The 21089-nt window shown below is 70.8% G+C and carries 22 protein-coding genes; 13 read left to right on the forward strand and 9 right to left on the reverse strand.

Translation table 11 applies throughout. The features are described 5' to 3' along the window. A partial coding sequence (locus ACMGFG_RS11345) for a DUF7527 domain-containing protein (protein ID WP_436930443.1) occupies positions 1-1651 on the forward strand: 1651 nt, incomplete at its 5' end. A gap of 42 nt (positions 1652-1693) precedes the next feature. On the opposite strand, the gene ACMGFG_RS11350 is transcribed toward ACMGFG_RS11345, so the two are convergent. Beyond that, positions 1694-1999 carry a hypothetical protein gene (locus ACMGFG_RS11350; RefSeq protein ID WP_135364319.1) on the reverse strand — a complete coding sequence of 102 codons (306 nt, stop codon included), beginning with the start codon at positions 1997-1999 and terminating at the stop codon, positions 1694-1696. A 303-nt stretch (positions 2000-2302) separates the two neighbouring features. Here ACMGFG_RS11350 and ACMGFG_RS11355 point away from each other — a divergent pair, with 303 nt between their 5' ends. Then, on the forward strand, positions 2303-3688 hold the full coding sequence (locus ACMGFG_RS11355; protein WP_436930444.1) for an adenylosuccinate synthase: 1386 nt from the start codon (positions 2303-2305) through the stop codon (positions 3686-3688). 273 nt (positions 3689-3961) lie between these two features. Continuing rightward, positions 3962-5071: a glutamate-cysteine ligase family protein gene (locus tag ACMGFG_RS11360; RefSeq protein ID WP_436930445.1), complete on the forward strand. Its 1110-nt coding sequence runs from the start codon at positions 3962-3964 to the stop codon at positions 5069-5071. A 69-nt stretch (positions 5072-5140) separates the two neighbouring features. Here the strand turns inward: ACMGFG_RS11360 and ACMGFG_RS11365 are convergent, their stop codons facing one another. After that, positions 5141-5320 carry a hypothetical protein gene (locus ACMGFG_RS11365; protein WP_436930446.1) on the reverse strand — a complete coding sequence of 60 codons (180 nt, stop codon included), beginning with the start codon at positions 5318-5320 and terminating at the stop codon, positions 5141-5143. Positions 5321-5538: 218 nt separating this feature from the next. Here ACMGFG_RS11365 and ACMGFG_RS11370 point away from each other — a divergent pair, with 218 nt between their 5' ends. Together ACMGFG_RS11370 and ACMGFG_RS11375 are read left to right on the forward strand one after the other, a co-directional pair. After that, complete coding sequence (locus ACMGFG_RS11370) at positions 5539-5733, forward strand: methytransferase partner Trm112 (RefSeq protein ID WP_436930447.1); 195 nt, start codon at positions 5539-5541, stop codon at positions 5731-5733. A 50-nt stretch (positions 5734-5783) separates the two neighbouring features. Further along, a complete protein-coding gene (locus tag ACMGFG_RS11375; RefSeq protein ID WP_436930448.1) occupies positions 5784-6359 on the forward strand; it encodes a DUF7524 family protein in 576 nt (191 codons plus the stop codon). A gap of 29 nt (positions 6360-6388) precedes the next feature. Here the strand turns inward: ACMGFG_RS11375 and ACMGFG_RS11380 are convergent, their stop codons facing one another. The 3 genes from ACMGFG_RS11380 to ACMGFG_RS11390 are packed head-to-tail and all read right to left on the reverse strand — an operon-like array spanning position 6389 to position 8311. Then, complete coding sequence (locus ACMGFG_RS11380) at positions 6389-7576, reverse strand: DR2241 family protein (RefSeq protein WP_436930449.1); 1188 nt, start codon at positions 7574-7576, stop codon at positions 6389-6391. Between the two features lie 55 nt (positions 7577-7631). Then, positions 7632-7970, reverse strand: coding sequence for a DUF7521 family protein (locus tag ACMGFG_RS11385; RefSeq protein ID WP_436930450.1), 339 nt, complete (start codon positions 7968-7970; stop codon positions 7632-7634). Beyond that, positions 7967-8311 carry an ArsR/SmtB family transcription factor gene (locus ACMGFG_RS11390; RefSeq protein WP_436930451.1) on the reverse strand — a complete coding sequence of 115 codons (345 nt, stop codon included), beginning with the start codon at positions 8309-8311 and terminating at the stop codon, positions 7967-7969. Before ACMGFG_RS11390 ends, ACMGFG_RS11385 begins: the two co-directional genes overlap by 4 nt. Before the next feature lie 103 nt (positions 8312-8414). On the opposite strand from ACMGFG_RS11390, the gene ACMGFG_RS11395 reads away from it, so the two are divergent. Continuing rightward, entirely contained in the window at positions 8415-8573 is a 159-nt protein-coding gene (locus ACMGFG_RS11395; protein WP_436930452.1) for a hypothetical protein, read from the forward strand. Positions 8574-8648: 75 nt separating this feature from the next. Here ACMGFG_RS11395 and ACMGFG_RS11400 read toward each other — a convergent pair whose 3' ends face one another. Next, entirely contained in the window at positions 8649-9572 is a 924-nt protein-coding gene (locus ACMGFG_RS11400) for a CbiX/SirB N-terminal domain-containing protein (protein WP_436930453.1), read from the reverse strand. A gap of 121 nt (positions 9573-9693) precedes the next feature. On the opposite strand from ACMGFG_RS11400, the gene ACMGFG_RS11405 reads away from it, so the two are divergent. From ACMGFG_RS11405 to ACMGFG_RS11420, 4 genes are all read left to right on the forward strand, one after another. Beyond that, positions 9694-10167, forward strand: a complete 474-nt coding sequence (locus ACMGFG_RS11405) for a DUF7523 family protein (RefSeq protein WP_436930454.1) — start codon at positions 9694-9696, stop codon at positions 10165-10167. 51 nt (positions 10168-10218) lie between these two features. Further along, the gene (locus ACMGFG_RS11410; protein WP_436930455.1) at positions 10219-11721 is read left to right on the forward strand and encodes a sulfatase family protein; all 1503 of its coding nucleotides are present in this window, start codon (positions 10219-10221) and stop codon (positions 11719-11721) included. Between the two features lie 102 nt (positions 11722-11823). Beyond that, positions 11824-13308 carry a cysteine--tRNA ligase gene (gene cysS, locus ACMGFG_RS11415; RefSeq protein ID WP_436930456.1) on the forward strand — a complete coding sequence of 495 codons (1485 nt, stop codon included), beginning with the start codon at positions 11824-11826 and terminating at the stop codon, positions 13306-13308. 89 nt (positions 13309-13397) lie between these two features. After that, complete coding sequence (locus tag ACMGFG_RS11420; RefSeq protein WP_436930457.1) at positions 13398-14045, forward strand: DUF6517 family protein; 648 nt, start codon at positions 13398-13400, stop codon at positions 14043-14045. 40 nt (positions 14046-14085) lie between these two features. Here the strand turns inward: ACMGFG_RS11420 and ACMGFG_RS11425 are convergent, their stop codons facing one another. Next, positions 14086-14259 carry a hypothetical protein gene (locus ACMGFG_RS11425; protein ID WP_436930458.1) on the reverse strand — a complete coding sequence of 58 codons (174 nt, stop codon included), beginning with the start codon at positions 14257-14259 and terminating at the stop codon, positions 14086-14088. A 155-nt stretch (positions 14260-14414) separates the two neighbouring features. On the opposite strand from ACMGFG_RS11425, the gene ACMGFG_RS11430 reads away from it, so the two are divergent. Then, positions 14415-14585 (forward strand): hypothetical protein, encoded by a 171-nt coding sequence (locus ACMGFG_RS11430; protein ID WP_436930459.1) that lies wholly within the window; start codon positions 14415-14417, stop codon positions 14583-14585. Beyond that, positions 14582-15559 carry a magnesium/cobalt transporter CorA gene (gene corA, locus ACMGFG_RS11435; RefSeq protein ID WP_436930460.1) on the forward strand — a complete coding sequence of 326 codons (978 nt, stop codon included), beginning with the start codon at positions 14582-14584 and terminating at the stop codon, positions 15557-15559. The genes ACMGFG_RS11430 and corA overlap by 4 nt, the downstream gene beginning before the upstream one ends. A 426-nt stretch (positions 15560-15985) precedes the next feature. On the opposite strand, the gene ACMGFG_RS11440 is transcribed toward corA, so the two are convergent. Continuing rightward, on the reverse strand, positions 15986-17254 hold the full coding sequence (locus ACMGFG_RS11440) for a tripartite tricarboxylate transporter permease (protein ID WP_436930461.1): 1269 nt from the start codon (positions 17252-17254) through the stop codon (positions 15986-15988). Between the two features lie 130 nt (positions 17255-17384). Here ACMGFG_RS11440 and ACMGFG_RS11445 point away from each other — a divergent pair, with 130 nt between their 5' ends. Then, a complete protein-coding gene (locus ACMGFG_RS11445) occupies positions 17385-19049 on the forward strand; it encodes a phospholipase D-like domain-containing protein (protein ID WP_436930462.1) in 1665 nt (554 codons plus the stop codon). Positions 19050-19068: 19 nt separating this feature from the next. Here the strand turns inward: ACMGFG_RS11445 and han are convergent, their stop codons facing one another. Then, positions 19069-20979, reverse strand: a complete 1911-nt coding sequence (gene han / locus ACMGFG_RS11450; protein WP_436930463.1) for a Hef-associated nuclease — start codon at positions 20977-20979, stop codon at positions 19069-19071. Positions 20980-21089 lie beyond the last annotated feature (110 nt).

The raw sequence follows: 21089 nt of genomic DNA on the forward strand, positions 1-21089 counted from the left end.
ACGCGCGGGTCGCGACCCGGACGCCCCCGCCGACCGCGAGTCCCGCGCGAGTTCCGGCCGCGCAGGGTCGCCCGACCGTCGACAGGGCGAGTCGGCGGAGCCGCGGACGACCGACGCGCGGGCGAGCGATCCGGGCCACGACGCGGTCCGCGACCAGGCCGGCGGCGCGGCCGATTCGCCGGGACGGACCGCCGACGCGGGCGCTCCCACGGACGAGCCCCAGGGGACCGGCAGGGGCGCCGACGCCGGGAACGCGGCGGGCGCCGCCACCAGTCCGGACCAGCTGGAGACCCACTCCATCCCGTCGCTGGACCCCTCGCGGACGACCAGCCGGGAGTCCGACGACGGGGCCGCCGCCGCTGCGGCGACGCCCGACGACGCTGCGGCGACAGGCTCGCCGAACCACGCCGCCACGTCGGCGGTCGAGGACCGCGCCGACTCCGCCTCGCCCGCCCGCGAGGGCGGCGACCGGGGCGGCAGGACCGATCCCCGCGACCGGGGGACCGCGAACGCCTCGGAGACGCGCCCCGAAGCCCAGTCGAGCGAGCCGCGGACCGCGAACGGGTCGCCGGCGGAGTCGCGGGCGAGCGAGCCCGAACCCCGGCGTCAGGGGGCCGACGAGCGGGTCGCGGAGCTCGAAGAGGAGCTGGCCGACCGCGAGCGCGAGATCGAGCAGCTCGAGGCGGATCTCGCGGCCGCCGAGGACGAACGCGACGACCTCCGGTCGCAGCTGGAGGACGTGCGCGCCGAGCGTGACGACCTGCAGTCCCGCATCGAGCGCGTCGAGTCCGAACGCGACGACCTGGAGCGCGAACGCGACGAGCTGGAGTCGGAGGTCGCGGAGCTACAGTCCGAAATCGAGCGACTTGAGGGCCAGATCGCCGAGATCGAGGAGGAATTCGGCGCGGCGGTCGACGCCGAACAGCGGCTGAGTCCGGGCGAGGCGCTCGACCAGACGAACCTCTTCGTCCGCTACGGGTCGAAGGGCAAGCCGACGCTGGAGACGGCCCACGCCGGCGAGGCGGGCCGCCAGGAGGTCGCCGAGAACCTCGGCCTGGAGTACCACACCCAGTTCGACAGCGACTCGGTCTCGGTCGGCGGCCGCCCGTTCGACGAGTTCCTCCACGACACGATGCAGTTCCGCTTCGTCACCTGGGTGATCGAGGACCTGCTCTACGAGATCCGCGACACCGGCAAGGTGTCGGCGCTGCAGGACCTCTACGACGCGATCCCGAAGATCGACCGCGCCGAGCTCAACGGGTCGGTCAGCACCGAGTACACCGAGGACGGTCAGGAGCGCCGGAGCCAGGAGTCGTTCGACGTGGTGATGCGCGACCGGATGGGCAACGCCCTGCTGACCGCGAATATGAACGACTCCCGGCAGGCGGCCTCCGAGAGCATGATGTCGTCGCTCGTGACGGCCTCCTCGCACGTCGGCGAGTCCACGGAGTCGCTGGGCGCGTCGTTCCTCGTCACGTCGAGCTTCTTCGAGCCGGAGGCGCTGGAGACGGCCGCAGAGGCGACCAGCGGGGGGCTGCTCAGCCGCGACAAGCGGGAGAGCTTCGTGAAGCTGACCCGCAAACAGGGGTATCACCTCTGTCTCGTCGAGGCGCGAGAGGAGAAGTTCCACCTGGCGGTCCCGGAACTCTGAGACGGTCCCGAAAGCGCAGTGCTCGACTGCGGTCCCGAAAATTCAGTTCTCGACTTCGGCCGCTTCCTCGATCTTCATGCCCTCGAGCTTCTCGATGATATGGTCGATCTTGTCGTCCAGGTCCTCGACGAACTCCCCCGTCTGTTCCGTCGTGATGGCCCCCTGGCTCGACGGCTCGATGAGGTTCTCCTCCTCGAGGACGCGCAGCGAGTAGCGAACCTTGTGGTGGGGGTAGCCCGTCTCGTTGGACATCTTCACGATCCCGATCGGCTCGTTCTGGATCACCATCCGCAGAACCTGCAGATGACGCTCCAGCATATCTACTTCCTTCTCAAGTCTGTCTATCATGGCAATTGTTAACTTGTGTTTGAGGGTTTTAAAGGTTGCTGTCGGTCCGGGAATCGACGGAGGGCGAGCGGCCCCGACCGCGGCGTTCTTGCCGGAGGCCGCGCGACCGGCTAACACTTTCGGACTTCCCCGTGGTACCAGTTAACGATTCCGGTCGGGCGGGCGGCCGACCGGCAGCGGTCGATCGCCGGACAGCGCACGGACTGTCGGGAGCGACACCCGGTCGGCCGGGCGGCGGGGCGACCCGGCGGGGCGAACGCCGGACCGTAATCTGTTTACACCGGCCAGCGGAATCTCGGGTGTATGACCGTCACCATCGTCGGTTCGCAGCTCGGCGACGAGGGGAAGGGTGGCATCGTCGACGTCTACGGCGAGGCGGCCGACGTCGTCGTTCGCTACCAGGGCGGCGACAACGCCGGCCACACCGTCGTCCACGAGGGCGAGGAGTACAAGCTCTCGCTCGTGCCGAGCGGCGCGATCCGCGGCAAGGTCAACGTGCTCGGCAACGGCTGCGTCGTCAACCCCCGCACGCTGTTCGACGAACTCGACGCCCTCCGCGAGCGCGGCCTCGACCCCGACGTGCGCGTCGCCCGGCGCGCCCACGTCATCCTCCCGTACCACCGGCTCCTCGACGGCATCGAGGAGGAAGTCAAGAGCGAGGACGACGACGAGATCGGTACCACCGGCCGCGGCATCGGCCCCACCTACGAGGACAAGGCCGGCCGCCGCGGCGTCCGCGTCGGCGACCTGCTCGACCCCGAGGTCCTCCGGGACCGGCTGGAGTACGCCGTTCCGCAGAAGCGCGCCCTCGTCGAGGACGTGTTCGGCCTCGACGCCGACGACCTGGACGACCCCGAGGCGCTCGACGTCGAGGCCCTCTACGACGAGTTCGCCGGCTACGGCGAACGGCTCGCCGAGGAGGACATGACCGTCAACGCCGGCGACTTCCTGGCCGACCGGCTGGCCGCCGGCGACAACGTGATGTTCGAGGGCGCGCAGGGTACGATCCTCGACATCGACCACGGCAACTACCCGTTCGTCACCTCCTCGACCCCGACGGCGGGCGGCGCGGCCGTCGGCTCCGGCGTCGCCCCGGGCGTCGTCGGCGACGGCGAGGTCGTCGGCATCGTCAAGGCCTACCTCTCGCGGGTCGGCAGCGGCCCGATGCCGACGGAACTGGGCGGCGTCCCCGGCGACACCCCGGGCTACGACGGCGACCCCGAGAACCCCGAAACGGAACGCGAGGAACTCGCGACCTACATCCGCGAGGAGGGCGGCGAGTACGGCACTGTCACCGGCCGCCCGCGACGGGTCGGCTGGCTCGACGTGCCAATGTTGCGCCACGCCGCCCGCGTCAACGGCTTCACCGGGCTTGCCGTCAACCACGTCGACACCCTCGCCGGGCTCGACGAGGTGAAGGTCGGCCACGCCTACCGGCTCGACGGCGAGGAACTGCACACCATGCCCGCCACGACCGAGCGGTGGGCCGACTGCGAGGCCGAGTTCCGCACGTTCGACGGCTGGGAGGAGTGTGACTGGGGCGAAGTCGCCGAGGACGGCTACGACGCGCTGCCCGAGAACGCGAAGACCTACCTCGCGTACCTCGAGGACGAACTCGACGCTGACGTGTACGCCGTCGGCGTCGGCCCCGGCCGCTCGGAGACCGTCGTTCGCGAGTACCCCTTCTGACCCCGGCCCGGACGACCCCGCCGGTTTATGGCCGCCGGCCCCGTCGGTTCGCGGACACTGACCCCGTCGGCCCGGGACACCGACCCCTCTCGGCCCGGGACACCGGCGCCTCGTCCCCACCACGACCGACCCCTCCTGCAATATTTTCCGCTCCGCGAAAGGTACTTGCCCGCTGCCGATCCACGGGTATGTGTATCAGACACACGGACGGGCTCGGCCGGGTCGGCGAGCCCGGGGAGTGATGAACCGCGGTCGGAGTCGCACGAGGGAACAGTGTCAGCACACGACTCACCGATACGGCGGAGCGTCGAGGTCGAGTACTGGGTGATAGACGAACGGGGGCGGCTGACGGAGCCGGGGGCGCTGGTCGACGCGTCGCCCGGCGCCGAGCGGGAGTTCGTCGAGCCGCTGCTGGAGATCAAGACGACACCCTGCGCGACGACGGCGGCGCTGCGCGAGGAACTCACGGAGCGGGTGGCGACGGTCCTCGACCGTGCCGACGAACTCGGCAAGCGGCTCGTCCCGCTCGCGACGCCGGTCCACGCCGATGAGATCGCCGAGATCCCGTCGGCCCGCACGCGCGTCCAGAACGAGGTCGTCGGGTCGGACTTCGAGTACGTCCGCCACTGCGCGGGCACGCACGTCCACGTCGAGCAACAGCCCGGGGTCGCGGTCGACCAGCACAACGCCTTCGTCGCGCTCGACCCGGCGCTGGCGCTTGTCAACGCCTCGCCGTACTTCCGGGGCCAGCGCCTCGCCGCGGGCGCGCGCTCGAAGCTCTACCGCTGGATGGCCTACGACGACCTCCCCCACCAGGGCCGGCTGTGGCCGTACGTCGACGACCGCGAGGAGTACACCCGCCGGCTGGAGCGACGCTACGAGGACTTCGAGACGGCCGCCATCGACGCGGGCGTCCAGCGCCGGGCGGTCGCGAAACACTTCGACCCCGAGAGCGCCGTCTGGACGCCGGTCCAGTTCCGCGAGGCGTTCTCGACCGTCGAGTGGCGCTCGCCCGACGCCGCGCTCCCGAGCGACGCGGTCCGGCTCGCCGACCGCCTCGCCGCGCTGGTCGGCCGGCTGGACGAGGTCGACGTGCGGATCGAGGGCGACCGCGGCCGGATCGGTCACGACGAGCTCGTCCTCCCGGAGTTCGACGCCGTCATCGGCTACGTCAACGACGCGATCCGGGACGGGCTTACCTCCTCGTCGGTCCGGTCGTATCTCGACCGGATGGGCTTCGACGTGTCCGCCTACGACCCCGTGTCCCACGAGATCGACGGCCGGGCGACCGTCTCCCCGTCCGAGGCCCGCGACATCCGGCTGGAACACGCCGACCGGCTCGCCGCCGACGTTCGCCGGGTCGGGCCGCTCGTCGGCGACTGACCGGGCCGTTCGTCAGTGACGGACCGCGCAGCTCGGCGGGGACGACCCGCACTCCGCCGCCGACGGCGCCTACTCGTGGTGGTGGACCCAGTCGGCGAACTCGACGAACGACGAGGCGCCACAGCCGCCGCAGGCGTCCGGCGGCTCGAAGCTGTGGCTCCCGCCGGACTCGTGGATGGGAACCCCGGCGTGGACGACCAGACACCGTTCGCAGACGTACCGTTTCGGCTCCTCGGGGAGGTGTGCCATGGCGGCGCTACCGCCGCGGATGCAATAGCGCTGTTGCCGGCGCCTCCCGGGTGACCCCGGGCGGCATGGGCCGCGGGTCGAGTCGGACTGTCGGCGGCGTCCCGTCCCGGGTAGTCGAGTCGGACTGTCGGCGGCGTCCCGTCCCGGCCGGCGCGGGGTTCGACGGCGGCTCGCACCCGTCCGGCACGCTTTTTTGCTCGCCGTCCGGAGGTGTGGCCATGAAGGAGGACCTGCTGGACATCGTCTGCTGCCCGCTGGACAAGCACGACCTCGAACTCGACGTCACCGAGCGCGACGACGAGGAGATCATCTCGGGGACGCTCACCTGTACCGACTGCGGCGAGGTCTACCCCATCGAGGACGGCATCCCGAACCTGCTGCCGCCGGACATGCGCGACGAGGCGCCGGCCTGAGCGGCGGACGGCCCTGAACCTTTTTCTACCGGCCGCGCCGACTCGGAGACGTGCCAGGGGATACGCTGCCCGTCCACGTCAACCGGGACTCGCTCCACGCGCTGGAGGTGCCCGACGCCTTCGAGACGGACGGGTCGTTCGACATCGGCGTGGTCAACCACGGCGGGTCGGTCCACGTCCACCTCCACCTCGACGACGACCTCTCGGAGATCGCGGCCCTGGAGGCCAGCAACCACTTCGTCGACGGGGAGAGCCGTCGGGCGGTCCACGTCGGCGTCGAGGGGGCGGGCGAGGCGACCGGGACGCTGAAGATCGCCTCCGCCTACGGCGCCGAGACCCGCTACGTCACCGTCCGGATCACCGAACCCGAGGAGGAAGAGTCCACCGTCGAGGTCGACGAGTCCCTCTCGGAACCCCAGCCCCGCGAGCCCGACGAGGGCAGCGACGGCGGGTCCGTCCCCGTCGCCGCCAGCCCGCAACTGGCCGTCCTCGGCCTCGGCGTCGCCGCGCTGGCCGTCGCCGCGGTGCTCGTCGTGTTCGTCGACGACATCGTCGTCGTCGCCGGCGCGGTCGCCGTGCTCGTCGGCGTCCTCGTCGCCGTCTACATCGCGCTCGCCGGCGAGTGACCCGGTGACCCGGGGCGCCCAGCCCTGGTCTACTCGCTCGCTTCCTCGTCTGCTTCCTGCTCGTCGGCCGACCCCGCCTCGCCGTCACCGCTTTCGGCGTCGTCGTTCGCGTCTCCCCCTTCGTCAGGCTCGGTCGGCGTGCCCGAGAGGTTTCCCTCCTCGTCGAAGCGCTTGGCGCGGAGGAATCGCGCGCGATAGCGGTTGGCGTCGTCTCGCACGTCGGCCTCGCGGATCTCGTCGGCGCGGCCGTCCGCGACGGCGTCGATTATCGCCTCGACCTGTTCCTTCTCGCTGGGCGTGAGCTCGAACTCGTAGGTACGGGACTGCTCGCCCTCCAGTTTCGTCCAGCGGCGGGCGGCGGAGATGACCAGCGAGCACGGTTCGCGGCAGGGGAACTCGCCGTCGCCGCCGTCCACGTTGAGGTCGGTCTCGTCGTCGTACTGCCACTCCCGACGCTTGAGACACTGCGAATCGTCGCAGCAGGCCTCCGCGACCCAGTCGACGTGCTCGTGGCCCTCGCCGCGGTCCCAGGTGCTGACAACCCCGTAGATCCCGGTCTGGCGGTCGACGGTGTCGCGCCAGTGGGACACGTCGAGGTCGCCCTGCCGCTCGCGGTGCCAGTTGGCGACCGTCGCCGGGTAGAAGTACTCGACGGCGGTGACCAGGTCGGCCGCGTCCAGGTCGGGGAACCACCAGCCGGTCCGCAGCGTGGGCGCGGTCTTGAGCGGTCGGTAGCGCTCGCGGTCGTCGTGTTTCGCGATCTCGCGGGCGTCCAGCGGGTCGTCGTGGTCGTCGAGGTCGGCGGGGTCGGCGTCGGCGTCGTCGACGTGGCGGAGGTCGTAGCGCCGGGTGCCGGTCCCGTCGACGGTGGCGGTGACCCGTAGCTGGCCCCACTCGCGGGTGAGGCCCGCCGCGAGCGCGTCGTATCGGTCGGGGACCCGCTCGTCGTCGGCGCGTTCGAGCCAGCGGAGAAAGGCCCACCGCTCGTCGGCCTGCGGCGCCTCGGCGTGCCAGAAGTACCAGTTGGTGACGTGGGCGGCGTAGTCGGCGGCGGCGTCGGACAGGTCCTCGCCGTGGACGACCCGCTTCGACCCCTCGTCGGTGGCGAGGACGTACCCCTCGCCCTCGGTCTCCGCCGCGAACCCGTCGAACTCGATGCCGTCCGCGGCGGCCTCGGCGACCGCCTCCACCTGCGCCGGGTCCACCTGCGCGTTCATACCCGGAGTGAGGGACCGCGCCCGAATAAAGCCCTCCGTCTGCGACGAACGACGGTCACCGCCGGGGGGTCCACAGCCCGTAGAGGATACAGCAGAGGCCGACGACCGTCGCCAGGTCGGCGGCCAGCGCGAACGCGGTGCGGACCGTCGACCGCAGGCCGGGGGCGAACGTCGCGACCGCGTCGAGGAGCGCGAACCCGCCGAACAGGACGCCGGGCGTCCAGAACGCGACGAGGAAGCCCGCGGCGACGAACAGCATCGGCAGGCTCTCGTTGCGGCGGTAGCCGCGGTAGGCGACGTAGCCGACGGCGAATCCGAGGACGGCGATCAGGGTGGTCGTGACAGCCGGGACGAGTCCGCTGGCCGTCGCCGCGAAGTGTAGCGGTGCGCTCATCTCAGGTCCTCCACGAACTCGGTGAAGCGGTCGGCCATCCGTCCGGTGCGGCTGAGCCGTATCTCGAAGCCGTCCTCCGTGAGGTCGACGACGGCCCGGTCGAGCGTCGCGGTGTACACCTTGTAGTGGTGGCCGTCGTCGTCGACGCGGGTCTGTTCGGCGACCAGGTCCTGCTCGCGAAGCGTCTCCAGGCGGCGGTAGACGGTCGGCCCGGACACCGAGCAGCGCTCGGCGAGTTCTTCCGCCGAGAGCGGTTCGGCGGCCGTGGCTTCGAGGATCGTCCGCGCGCAGTCGTCGCCGAGCAGCGACGCCACGGTGTCGACGTCGGTGTCCTCATCCACACGTATCCACCGTCCTCCCGGAGTGTCAAGCCAGTGGCTCGACTTCACCCAGTGAAGCCGCGGCTACCATCTTAACTGGTTCGGCGCGCTACGTTCGAGTGCAATGGTCGCAATCGACGAGACCACCCTCGGCCTCGCGTTCGCCGTCCTCGGCGTCGTGTTCTCGATCGCGTGGCTCGCGCTCGGGCTGTACGGCATCAACTCCCTCCGCGAGATCCGCGCGGCGCTCGCCGACGACGACGCCGAGGTCGACGGTTCGTAGCCGCCCCTGACGCATCGCCCTCCAGTCACCGCCCCGCCGGCGGTCACCCGCCGGGTCGTCCGACGGTCGTCGACCTCAGTCGTCGGCCGGTTCGGCGCTCCCGGTCTCCGCCCGCACGCGCTCGACAGCGTCGGCCACGTCGGCGCCCGCGTCGGCAGCCCGTTCGAGCACCACGTCGGCCATCAGCGGCTCGGTCCCCACGGCCCCGGAGTACCAGATCCGGTGGCCGTCGACCTCGGCGGGGGTGTCCCAGCCCTCGCGGTAGTCGTCGGTCAGCCCCATGTCCTCGGGGATGTCCTCCTGGGTGTGGTAGCCGTCGGCGATGAACAGGGGTACGACGACGACGTCGTCGCTGTCGAAGAAGTCGGTCACGTCGTCGACCTCGGGGTCCTCGTCCATGAACAGCGCCTCCACCTCGTCGAACCGATCCATCTCCGCGATGCGGTCGGCGTGGTACTCGATGGCCTTCGCGGAGTTCTCGTTGCGCTCGGTGCCGTGGCCGACGACGGCGAGGCCGAACCCACCGTCGGAGAGACTCCGACGAGCCTCCGAGTCTGACGAGTCGGAGACCTCGCCCACGTCGGGGTCGCCGGTCACCGACTCCGCACGGCGGACGATCACGTCGCTCATCGCCTCGTGGGTGCCGACCGGGCCGCAGTAGTGGACCGTCTTGTCCACGTCCGTCGCTTCGAGCGTCGCGTGCGTGGCGCTGGTGCCGTCCGAATCCCAGGCTTCGGGGTCCCAGTCGTCGAGGCGCAGTTCGCGGGGGATGACCTCCTCGGTGAAGTAGCCCTCCGAGACGAACAGGGGGACGACGTACACCTCGTCGCTCTCGACGGTCCGGAGGACCTCGCGGAAGGACGGTTCCTCCTTCCAGAACCCCTCCCGGACCTCGTCGAATGCGCCGGTGGCGCGGATGGTGTCTGCGTGGTCGAACGTCGGTGCGCTCGACCCCGCGTTGAGGTGCGAGCCGTGGGCGACGATGACGAGCGCTTCCATACACGCCGATACGGACGAGTCCCCCAAAGGGGTGTCGTTGGCCGTCGCCGACGGCGGCGCCGGAGCGACAGATTTCGACCGCACCCCGGGATTTTTCGCACCCGGCGTCCATCCGGCGGGTATGACACTCGCCGCGGACACCCGCGAGGCCGTCCGGCGCCACCCGTTCCTGTACGACGCGCTCCGGGCGGGCGTGGTCAACTACACCGCCGCCGCCCGCTTTCTCGACGTGGATGGCGAGACCGATGCGGTGGTCGCCGCGCTCCGCCGGTTCGCCGAGGATCTGCCCGACTACGAGCGCCCAGGCGATGCCCCGCCGGTGAGCATGGAGAGCGGACTGGGCGAGGGTGACCCCGCCGACGCCGTCCTCGCGGTGGGCGACCTGGCGCTCGTTCCGGACGCGGGGTCGCTGACGGCGATCACCGCGGGCGGCGAGGCCGACGCCGCGGCGCTCCGGCAGGTGCTCGGCCGGCTGGCGACCGCCGGGGTGGCCGTGGAGGCGGCCGCCGTCGGCGGCGGGTCGCTGGTCGTGGTCGTCAGCCGCCGCGACGGCGCGGATGCGGTGCGGGCCGTCGAGGACGCGCTCGGAGGGTGACCCGGGTCCGGACGCCGGACTTTCTTGACACCGGGCGACCGACTGGTGCCCATGGCCGGCCACGACGTCCTCCTGGTCACTATCGACAGCCTCCGCCGGGATTTCCTCGGTGCGTACCGCGACCGACCGCGCGTGTGTGATTATGACGTCGCGACGCCGAACCTGGACCGATTCGCCGAGCGGGCCGCCGTCTTCGAGAACCATTACGCCGGGAGCCTGCCGTGTATGCCCCAGCGTCGCGAGTTCATGTGCGGGATCCAGGAGTTCCTCTGGCGGCCCTGGGGTCCGGTCGAGCCGTACGACGCGACCGTCCCCGCCCTCGCCGGCGAGGCCGGTGCCGTCACGCAACTGGTTACCGACCACTACCACTACTTCGAACACGGCAGTCACGGGTACTACGAGGACTACGACGGCTTCGAGTTCGTCCGCGGCCACGAGTACGACCACTGGCAGACCGCACCGCGGTTCCCCGACGAGCGACTCCTGGCCCAGGACAACCGCCACGACGTCGACCCGGCCGACCCCGGACCCGGACGTGCGGGCGCGTACGCTCGCAACGTCGCCGAGTTCGACGACCTCGACGAACGGGACTTCTTCGCCCCGAAGGTGTTCTCCCGGACCGCGGAGTGGCTGCGTGACAACGACGAGTGGGACCAGTGGTTCTGCTACGTCGACTCCTTCGACGTCCACGAACCGTTCCACTGCCCGGAGCCGTACGCGTCGATGTACACCGACGAGGATCCGACGGACCGGGAGCTGGTTCACTGGCCGGACTACGCTCCCGTCGAGCAGCAGGGGCTGACCGACCGCCAGCTGGAGTTCGTCGTCTCGCAGTTCGCCGGCAAGGTCACCATGGTCGACCGCTGGTTCGGTCGCGTGCTCGACCGGCTCGACCGCCAGGACGCCTGGGACGACACCGTCGTCGTCGTGACCACCGACCACGGGGAGATGCTCGGGGAACACGGGTTCGTCATGAAGAACTACATGCCGGTCTACGACGCCATCGCGAACACGCCGCTCATGGTCCACCACCCCGACGGCCACGCGGGACGAGTCGACGCCCTCACGTCCGCGGTGGACGTCTACGCCACCCTCCTGGAGAGCCTCGACGCCGAGGTCCCCAACCGTACCCATAGCCGGAGTCTCCTCCCGCTCGTGCGCGGTGACGCCGACCACCATCGCGACTACGCCCTGTACGGTTACTTCGGCGCGGACGCCTGCGTCACTGACGGCCGGTACACCTACTTCCATCCCGGCGACACGGACGCGACCGTGAACATCTACTCGACGATGCACATGCGCGGGAAAGACGGGGAGGCGGAGGTCGACAGCTTGCCGTACGCCGACGACGCGGTCTGGCGGTACCCCGCCGGGTCGGGGCGTCGACAGGCGGCGGAACCGATGCTGTTCGACACCGCCGAGGACCCGGGCCAGGAGCGGAATCTCGTCGACGAACGGCCGGCGGAACTGGAGCGCATGCGCGGACTCCTCGGGGACGCCCTGGCCGAACTCGACGCGCCGGCCGAACAGGTCGAGCGGTTTGGACTGTCCTGACTGGTTCTCACGCGGAGACGGACCCGCGGCGCGTGTCGCCGGGTGGCAGTTCCCGACACGCATCCGACGGATTGAAGCGCACGCCCGCGCTGGCATCCGACAATGACGCTCCAGCTTTCGAACACGCTCACGGGCGAGCGGGAGGCGTTCGAGCCGGTCGACGACGACGAGGTCACCCTCTATCTCTGCGGCCTGACGACCTCGGACCCGGCCCACGTCGGCCACGCCCGGACGTGGACCCACACCGACGTGGTCCACCGGTGGCTGGAGTACCTGGGCTACGACGTGCGCCACGTCGAGAACTTCACCGACGTCAACGAGAAGATCGTCGCCCGCGTCGGCGAAGTGGGGGAGGACGAAGCCGAGGTCGCCCGCCACTACACCGAGTCGTTCATCGAGGACATGCGGGCGCTCAACCTCAAGCGCGCCGACGTGTATCCCCGCGTCTCCGAGCACATCGACGAGATCATCGCGATGGTGGAGACGCTGATCGAGGAGGGCTACGCCTACGAGTCCAACGGGTCGGTGTACTTCGACGTGACCGCCGACGACGACTACGGCAAGCTCTCCAACCAGGAGGTCGAGGAGTCGGAGGTCCAGGGCGACGAGGACGAACTCGCCGAGAAGCGCAACCCCGCGGACTTCGCGCTCTGGAAGGCCGGCGGCGTCGACCCCGAGGAGATAGCGGACCACCAGCACGAGGACGCGGCGCCCGCAGAGGAGGCCGCCCAGCAGGCGCAGACCTGGGACTCGCCGTGGGGCGAGGGCCGGCCGGGCTGGCACATCGAGTGCTCGGCGATGTCGACCACCCACCTCGGGGAGACCTTCGACATCCACGTCGCGGGGTCGGATCTGGTCTTTCCGCACAACGAAAACGAGATCGCACAGAGCGAGTGCGCGACGGGCCAGGAGTTCTCGAAGTACTGGCTGCACACCGGGATGGTCCAGGTGGCCGACGAGAAGATGTCCTCGAGCCTGCAGAACTTCACGACCGCGCGGGCGGCCATCGAGGAGTTCGGCGTCGACACCCTCCGGACGTTCTTCGTCTCGACCGTCTATTCGGCGGATCCGACCTTCTCCGAGGAGACGCTGGCCGAGGCCGAGGAACGGTGGGAACAGCTCGAACGCGGCTACGAGCGGGCGGTCGAGGCCGCCGACAGCGTCGACGCCTACGCGAACGCCGCCGACCCGGCCCTGCGGGAGGCCGTCGAGTCGGCTCGCGCGGACTTCGAGGCGGCGATGAACGACGACCTCAACACCCGCGAGGCGATGGCCGCCCTCCTCGAGCTGGCCTCGGCGGTCAACGCCCACGTCGACGACCGCGACCGCTACGACTTCCCGGGGCTCAAGCGGGCCATCGACGCCTTCGAGGAACTCGGCGGCGACGTGTTCGGCCTCTCGTTCGGGACGGCCGACGGCGGCGAGGTGCGGGTCGCCGAGGACCTGGTCGAACTCGTGCTCGACCTGCGCGAGCAGGAACGCGAGGCGGGCAACTACGAGCGGGCCGACGAACTGCGCGACCGCCTCGACGACATCGGCGTCGCGGTCGAGGATAGCGACGACGGGCCGACCTACCGCTTCGAGTAGCACGGGCATCGACTTCCGCCGGTGTCACTCGCCGCCGCTCCCCGGTCCGCGCCGGCGGGTTTATCTTTCGCCGCGATAATTTCGGTTACATGATACGGTCACGCGAGGCGGGTATCGGCGTCACGCTCGTCGTCCTGCTTGCGACGGCCGGGTGTATCGGCTTTCTCACCGGGAGCGAACCGCTCGGGTTCGCCGCGAACGCGACGGAGGTCGACGACGCGACGCTGGAGGAGACGGGCTACCAGCTGGCGGCCAGCGGCTCGCCCAACAGCACGCACAACGTCTCGGTGGCGGGCCAGACCCGCCAGGTGGTCGTCTCTAGCGAACTCCGGCGGTACAACCGCACCGTCACGCTGGCCGAGGGCGTGGAGGGCGACTTCGCGCGGGTGACCGTCTTCACGTCGCCCGCCGCGACGGTCGCGGGCACGTCGGTCAACCCCATCGGGTCGCTCTCGGACGAACGGCTCCTCCGCCGGTTCGTGAGCGCCTCGTCCGGGCTGTCGGACGTGGAGTTCCAGTCCAACCGGTCGGTCGAGTTCCTCGGCGAGTCGCGGACGGTCTCGGAGTACACCGCCACCCAGCGGATGGGCGGCGTGGAGACGAACGCGACGATCCACCTCGCGACGGTCGAACACGACGGCGACTTCGTGACCGTCGTCGCCGTCCACCCCGAGGCGGTCGACGAGCGCTCGCGGGTCGACACGTTGCTGGCCGGACTCCGCCATCCGCCCGAGTGAGAGGACAGCCGCCGCCCGAGCCGTTTTCGCTTCCTCTCGATTATCCGCCGCCGCCGGCGACGCCGCTCCCGATCGCGGCGCCGCAGTCGGCGCACCCGACCACGTAGAACCGCTTGGAGGAGCGGAAGATCCCGGCCATCTTCGCGTCCATGTCGACGAACTCCACGTCCTCTTTCTCGGCGAGTTCCGTCTCGCATTCAGGGCAGTGGACCATACACTCGGCCACTCCGCGGGACCCGGTAAGTGTCTTGTCCCGCCGGAGTTGTCCTCCGCGGTGGCGAGCGCGGCAGAGAGCGACCAACGCCTGACGGCCGACGGGCGACTGCAGCCGGCATACGCTTTTGTCGCTCGCGGCCGTCGGAGAGGGACATGAGAGCGGCGCTCCCGGTCGGCCTCGCGCTCACCGCGGCCGGCACCGTCGGGTACGCGGTCGCCGTCGCCGCACCCTACCCAGGGCGGTCGCTGTCGGTGACCGCCGTGATGGTGGGCGTCACGCTCGCGGCCATCGGCCGGTCGAAGCCGCCGGAGGGCGAGTCGTGACGGCCGCGCTCGTCTACCGGGCCGAGGAAGTCACGGAGTACGACGACCTCGCCGCGGCCCGCGCCGCGCGGGGGACGACCTGGGTCCACGCCGCGGACGCCGACCGCGCCGAGATGGACCGGGTCGCCGAGGCCTTCGACATCCACCCGCTGTCCGTCGAGGACGTGTGCAAGGGCGTCCGCCCCAAGACCGAGGAGTACGACGACTACACCCTCGTCGTCGTCAAGCGCGCCGCGCTCCGCGGCGGCGAGACCACCTTCGACGAGGAGATCCGGGACGTGCCCGTCGGCGTCTTCGTCGGCGACGACTGGCTGGTCACCCTCTCGCCCGGCCCCGCGGACCCGGTCGACGGCGTCCGACAGGCGGTCCGCTCGGGCGACGAGCGGCTCCTCCACCGCGGCGCCGACTTCACCGCCTACCGCGTCGTCGACGTTGTCGTCGACGAGTACTTCGCCCTGCTCGACGAGATCGAGGACGACATCGAGGCCGTCGAGGAGGCCGTCACGACCTCGACGGACATCGAGACGCTCGAAGCCATCAACAGCGTCCGCCGCGAACTCCTCTCCTTTCGCAAGCTCGCCTGGCCCACCCGCGAGGCCGTCGGCGTCCTCGCCCGGGGTGACCCCGCCCAGGTCGACGAGGAGACGGAGAAGTACTTCCGGGACGTGTACGACCACCTCGTCCAGCTGGTCGACCTCACCGAGACCTACCGCGACCTGGCCTCCGGCGCGCGGGACATCTACCTCAACACCCTCTCCCAGTCCACCAACGAGGTGATGAAAGTCCTCACCGTCGTCGCGACCATCTTCATCCCGCTCACGTTCGTCGTCGGCGTCTACGGCATGAACTTCGCCGACAGCCCCTACAACATGCCCGAACTCGCCTGGCCCTACGCCTACCCCGCGGTCATGGTCGGAATGTTGCTCGTCGCCCTCGTCATGCTCTCCTATTTCCGCGGGCAGGACTACATCTGAGCGCCTGTGACCGTCCGCCGTGGCGCGCGCTGGAGCGCGCTTTCATGCGCGCGACCGTAGCCGCGCGAGGGATGAGGGAGCGAGCGGAGCGAGTGAGCGAATCGGCTGGGGAGGCTCGTGGCGGTCTGCGGTGCTGTGCGGGGCGGTCTGCGGTGCGGTCCTGGCGGACTGAAAGGGCGAGGCGGGCTCGCGTTCATTTTAGTCGTCTGAGCGGGCACTATCCGCGCGGGCGGTGCGGAGAGCGCGGATATCCCGTCTCAGCGACCGCGAGCACGCCGAGGGCTTTCAGCGCTTACTGTCGAGTGCGGTCGATCCAACTCCTGGCGAGCGCGCCGAGGGCGTTCATCATCTGCTGTCCCCTGCAGTCGAGACGACAGGTAACGAGCACCGAACTCGCGGTCTCGAAAACAAGTCACGATCACCCACTCAAACACCCAGAATCAACGGAACCAACAACACACCCATCAGCGAGGCCCGGCGAGCGCCGAACGTCACGGGGACCAGCCCGACCACCGTCGAGGCACCGAACACGCCGACGCCGAGCGGGCCGGTCAACACGGCGATCACGACCACGACGAGACAGAGCACGCTCACAGAGAGCCGCGTGTAGTCGGCCCGGCCGACCAGCCGCAGGTACCCGTCGCCCAGCGTCACCACGAGCACGAACCCGCAGGCCGCGGCGGCGAGGACGCTCCCGAGCAACAGCGGCAGGTCCAGCGGCACGCCGGCCTCGTCCATCGCGACCATGACGCCGGTCCGGGGTGTCCCGAGGGCGATCAGCGCCAGCAGCGCAAATATCGTATTCGCGGTGTTCACGCCGCTGGTCGTGACGACGAATCCGCGCGCACCGTCGGGCTCGCGCTCCGCACCGATCCCGCCACCGCCGGGGACGGCGAGCAACGCGACCGTCGCGGCGATGGCGCTGGACACGCCCGGGACGTACCCGACCACCGCGCCGGAGAGGGTCCCCGCGAGCGCGAACCCTGCGACGGTACGCGGAGCGGTCGCCACGGCGGGGTCGTCCTGCGGGGGGACGCCCTCGCCGGTCAGCGCGTCCAGCAGGACCGGCGCGCCGAACAGCCCGGTGAAGATGGGCGCGAGCATCCCGCCGGAGTCGACGAGCCCGCCCGCGGGGAGGTCCAGCGCGACTGCGCCCAGTCCGCCGCTGGCCGCGACCGACAGCGCGGCGCCCACTCGCCCGCGGTTCGTCGACTCCGTGGCGACGAGGACGAGGACGACACCGGCCAGCAGGATCGACAGGTTCGCCCGAAGCGTCGGGTAGAGTGCGGTCATCGCCCGGGTCATCGGAACTGCGAGGGGGACCGCGAGCACCACGGCGCCGGCGCTCCCCAGCGCGGACAGCCGGAGCGCCTCGCGACCACGACCGGCGAGGACCAGTCGGTGGCCGGGCAGCGCCGAGCTGGCCATCGCCGGGTCGGGCACGCCCAGCGCGAGCGCCGGCACCACGTCGAGGAACGTGTGGACCGTCCCGGCGGCCAGCATCGCCGCGCCGACGTACCGGACCGGCCCCGGGATCGCCGGCGCGATCCCGGCGAGCAACAGTGCGAACGTGTTGGCGTGGATCCCCGGCGTCAGCCCGCTGACGGTCCCCAGGGCGACCCCGCCGGCCACGAACCCGCAGAACAGCAGCGTCGCCGACGGGTCGACGGCCAGGCCGGGGCCCAGTGGGTCCATCGCGCCGGAGTGGTCCCGGGATGGCGGATAAACTCTGGGTCCCCGGGTCGGTCGCCCTCCGTCTTCCCCGGCAGCGAACCTCACCGACCGCCCCGGAGGTTTATATCGGAGAGCGGGACCAGCGACTCGCGTGTCCAGAGTGGCCCGGCTCGCGGCGGTCTGTCTACTGGTCGCGGGAGCGGTCGGTCCGGCGGTCGGTGTGGTCGCCGACCCCGGAACACCGTCGAAGGCGACGGGGGCGAACCAGCCGACGGACCCGCGGATCGCGGCGGTCTACCCGAACCCCGTCGCCGACGGCGACCACGGCGAGTTCGTCGTCCTCGACACGCCGAACGGAACCGATCTCGGCCAGTATCGGCTCTCCGACGGCGACGGCGAGCTCGTCCTGCCGAACCGGACGGTCGGCGGTCGCGTCGCCGTCACGACCACGCCCCGGCCGGTCCGGAACCTCACTCGCCGCCCGGTCGTCGCGGCGGACGGGAGCGTCGCACTGGCCAACGGCGGGGAGCGGATCCGGCTCCGGCGCGGCAACGCGACCGTCGCGCGCGCCCGGTACCGCGAGGCGCCCGAGGGCGAAATCGGCCGGTTCGGCGACCGCGGGACCCTCTCGTGGCGACCGCTGGGCCGGACCGACCGGCCGGTCGTCACCGCGACCGGGGGAACCGCGCGGGCGTTCACGCTCCCCGACGCGCCGGGCGTGCCGCTCGACGTGCTTCGCAGTGCCGACAGCCGGATCCTGCTGGCGGGCTACACGTTCACCTCCGGGCGCGTCGCGCGGGCGCTCGAACGGGCAGAGCGGCGCGGCGTCGACGTGCGCGTCCTCCTGGACGCCGAGCCGGTCGACGGGATCACCGACCGGCAGGCCCGGCTGCTCGACTCGCTCGTCGACGCCGGCGTCACCGTGAAACTCCTCGGCGGACCCCACGGCCGCTACGCGTTCCACCACCCCAAATACGCCGTCGCGGACGGCCGCGCGGTCGTGCTGACGGAGAACTGGAAACCCGCGGGGACCGGCGGCCACGCCAGCCGCGGGTGGGGCGCGGTCGTCTCACAGCCCCGGATCGTCGAGGGGCTCGCCGAGACCTTCCGCGCCGACGCCGAGTGGCGGGGCGCCCGCCCGTGGTCACAGGTCCGGCGCGGCCGCTCGTTCGACCGGGCGAGCGTCGCGAACGGTTCGTATCCCGGCCACCGTGAACCGGAGACGGTGCCCGTGAACCGCACCCGGCTGTTCGTCGCGCCGGACAACGCGGGCCGCGCGGTCACCGCCGCGCTCGCCGGCGCCGACGAGTCCATCGACGTGATCCAGATGAGCGTCGACGGGCGGGACCAGCGCTTCCTCCGCGCGACGGTCCGGGCCGCCCGCCGCGGCGTCGACGTGCGCGTCCTGCTGAGCGGCGCGTGGTACGTCGAGGAGGAGAACCGCCGGCTGGTCGAACACCTCCGCGGCGTGGCCGAGCGCGAGGACCTGCCCCTCGCCGCGAGGCTCGCCGAACCTGGGGGCGACTTCGAGAAGATCCACGCGAAGGGCGTCGTGATCGACGGCGACCAGGCGCTCGTCGGCAGCCTCAACTGGAACGGCGAGTCGGTCCGGAGCAACCGGGAGGTCGTCCTCTCGCTCGAAGGCGAGGCGGTCGGCGAGTACTACGAGGCGGCCTTCGCTGCCGACTGGAACGGTGGGGGGAGCGGGCCGTCGCCCCCGGTCGGGATCGTCGCAGGCGTCGGCGGTTGCGCACTGCTCGCGGTGCTCGTCGCACGCCGGATCGAGTTCGGCGAGAACGTGGGTGTCGGTGGCTGACGTTGCCGGAGGGGAGAGCTCAGTCCTCGGTGAACGCCGCCGAACTCCCGAGCTCCTCGTCGATCTCGGCGTCGGCCATCTTCTCGACCAGCGCGTCGATGACGGTCTCGCGCATCCCGCGGACGAACTTGATCGAGCCGACGACGAGGTGGCCGCCGCCGCTGACGCCGCCGCCGTCGACCTCCGCCTTCAGTTCCTCGACCATCGTCGGGATGTCCAGCCGGACGCCGTCGGAACGGAGGACGGCGAAGTCGGGGCCGTAGCCGATGGTGATGACGGGGTCGCCGGTCTCGGCGACCTTCGAGTCGTGGATCTTCCCCGTCGTCTTCCCGGGCGCGGGGTAGGTGAACCGGTGGGCGTGGTTCTCCACGTCGATGCGGTAGAGGTGGGCGTCGTTGTCGAGTCGCTCGTGTTCCACGTGGGGCATCGCGGCGTCGAGCTGACGCTCCACGTCGCGCTCCGCGCGGGTCGCGAGGAACGAGACGAGCTCGCGGTGGCGCTCCTCGTCGTCGCAGTCGACGTTGAGCGCGTCGGTGACGAGCTGGCCGCCGTCGTCGTACTTGAGCCAGAAGGTGGCGTAGTCCAGCGCCTCGCCAACGTCGCGGAGTTCGGCCTCGTCGTAGCCCTCCTCGCGGGCGAGTTCGAGGTAGTCGTCCATGGCGTCGGCCTCCGAGCGGTCCGAGAGGCCGGCGACCGCGGGGACGTGTCGGAGGTCGTCCGTGATCGACGGGTCGATCATCCGCGCGAGTTCGACGCACATCATCCCGGTGGTGATGCGGTAGTCCTCGTCGTGGAGGTAGGGGTTGACGTGCTCGTCGAGCAGGTCGCCGACGGCGTCGGGGTCGGGGTGGTGGTGGTCGACGACGACGATGGGCACGTCGTAGTGGGCGAGGTTGCGGTAGGCGGGGGTGTCCTCCTCGGTCGAGCCGTTGTCGAGCATCAGCAGCAGCGGGAGCCGCTGGCCGTGGCGCTCGCGGTCCTCCAGGGCGAAGTTCAGGTCGCGGGTCACGTCCTCCATCTCGTAGTACGGCGCCTTGCTCGGCAGCCGCTTGAGGAGGTGCTGGGCGGCGTCGGGGTCCTCGTAGGTGTCCGCGATGAACCGTTCCAGGGCCACCTGCATCGGGACGCTCGCGCAGATGCCGTCGCCGTCGGCGTGGTGGCGCATCCGGATGGGACGCCCCTCCAGGATCTCCCGGCGGAGTCGCTGGGCGACCGCGCGCAGGTCGTCGCGCAGTTTCTCGAAGGCCGCCCACTCGACGAGCGGGTCGGGGTCGTGGGGCTCGGCCAGCGCGTCGAGGTCGTCGGCCTGCTCGGCCCGGACGCTCTCGGCGTCGTCGCCGTCGAGCACCTGCAGGTCGTCGATTTCCACCTGGACGGCGCCCTCGCGCGTCTCGACGTAGCCGTCGACGCGTACCACGTCGTCCAGTTGCACGTCCTCGTAGGCGCGGACGCCGGCCTCCTCGAAGGCCGTACAGGGGGCGATGCCGGTCGCGTCGCGGACCTGGAAGACGGTCGGGCCGCCGGTCTGTTTGATCTGGACGACCACGCCCTCCAGCGTGACCGACTCGCCGACGACATCGCCCAGGTCGGCGACGGCGTGGCTGTCGCGGCTGACGGACTCGACCTCGTAGTCGGGCAGGTCGACCTCGTCGAAGGCCAGGTCGCCGTTCTCCCGCACTTCTTCGAGTTCGACGACGAGTTCGTCGCCGACCTCGTAGGTGCCCAGCAGGTTCGAGGCGTGGACGAGCCCGGACACGTCGTCCGAGAGGTCGACGAAGACGCCGTACTCGACGACGCCGTTGACCTCCGCGAGGTACAGATCGCCCTCGGAGACGTACTCGAAGTCGCAGTTCGGATCGAGGTCGTAGACGGTCGTCCCGCCATCGGGGACGGCGACGCCGGAATCCCCGGCGTCAGGTACAGGAGTCATTTGTACTCGATACCGCCCCGCCCGCAGTTTAACCTTCGGAAACACATCGGCGCCCATCTTTTCCCCTCGGGGGTACCACAGGTGCGCTTCGCGCGGCGAGGACACTCCCG

This window comes from Halosimplex halobium, assembly GCF_051414055.1.
GTDB lineage: Archaea > Halobacteriota > Halobacteria > Halobacteriales > Haloarculaceae > Halosimplex > Halosimplex halobium.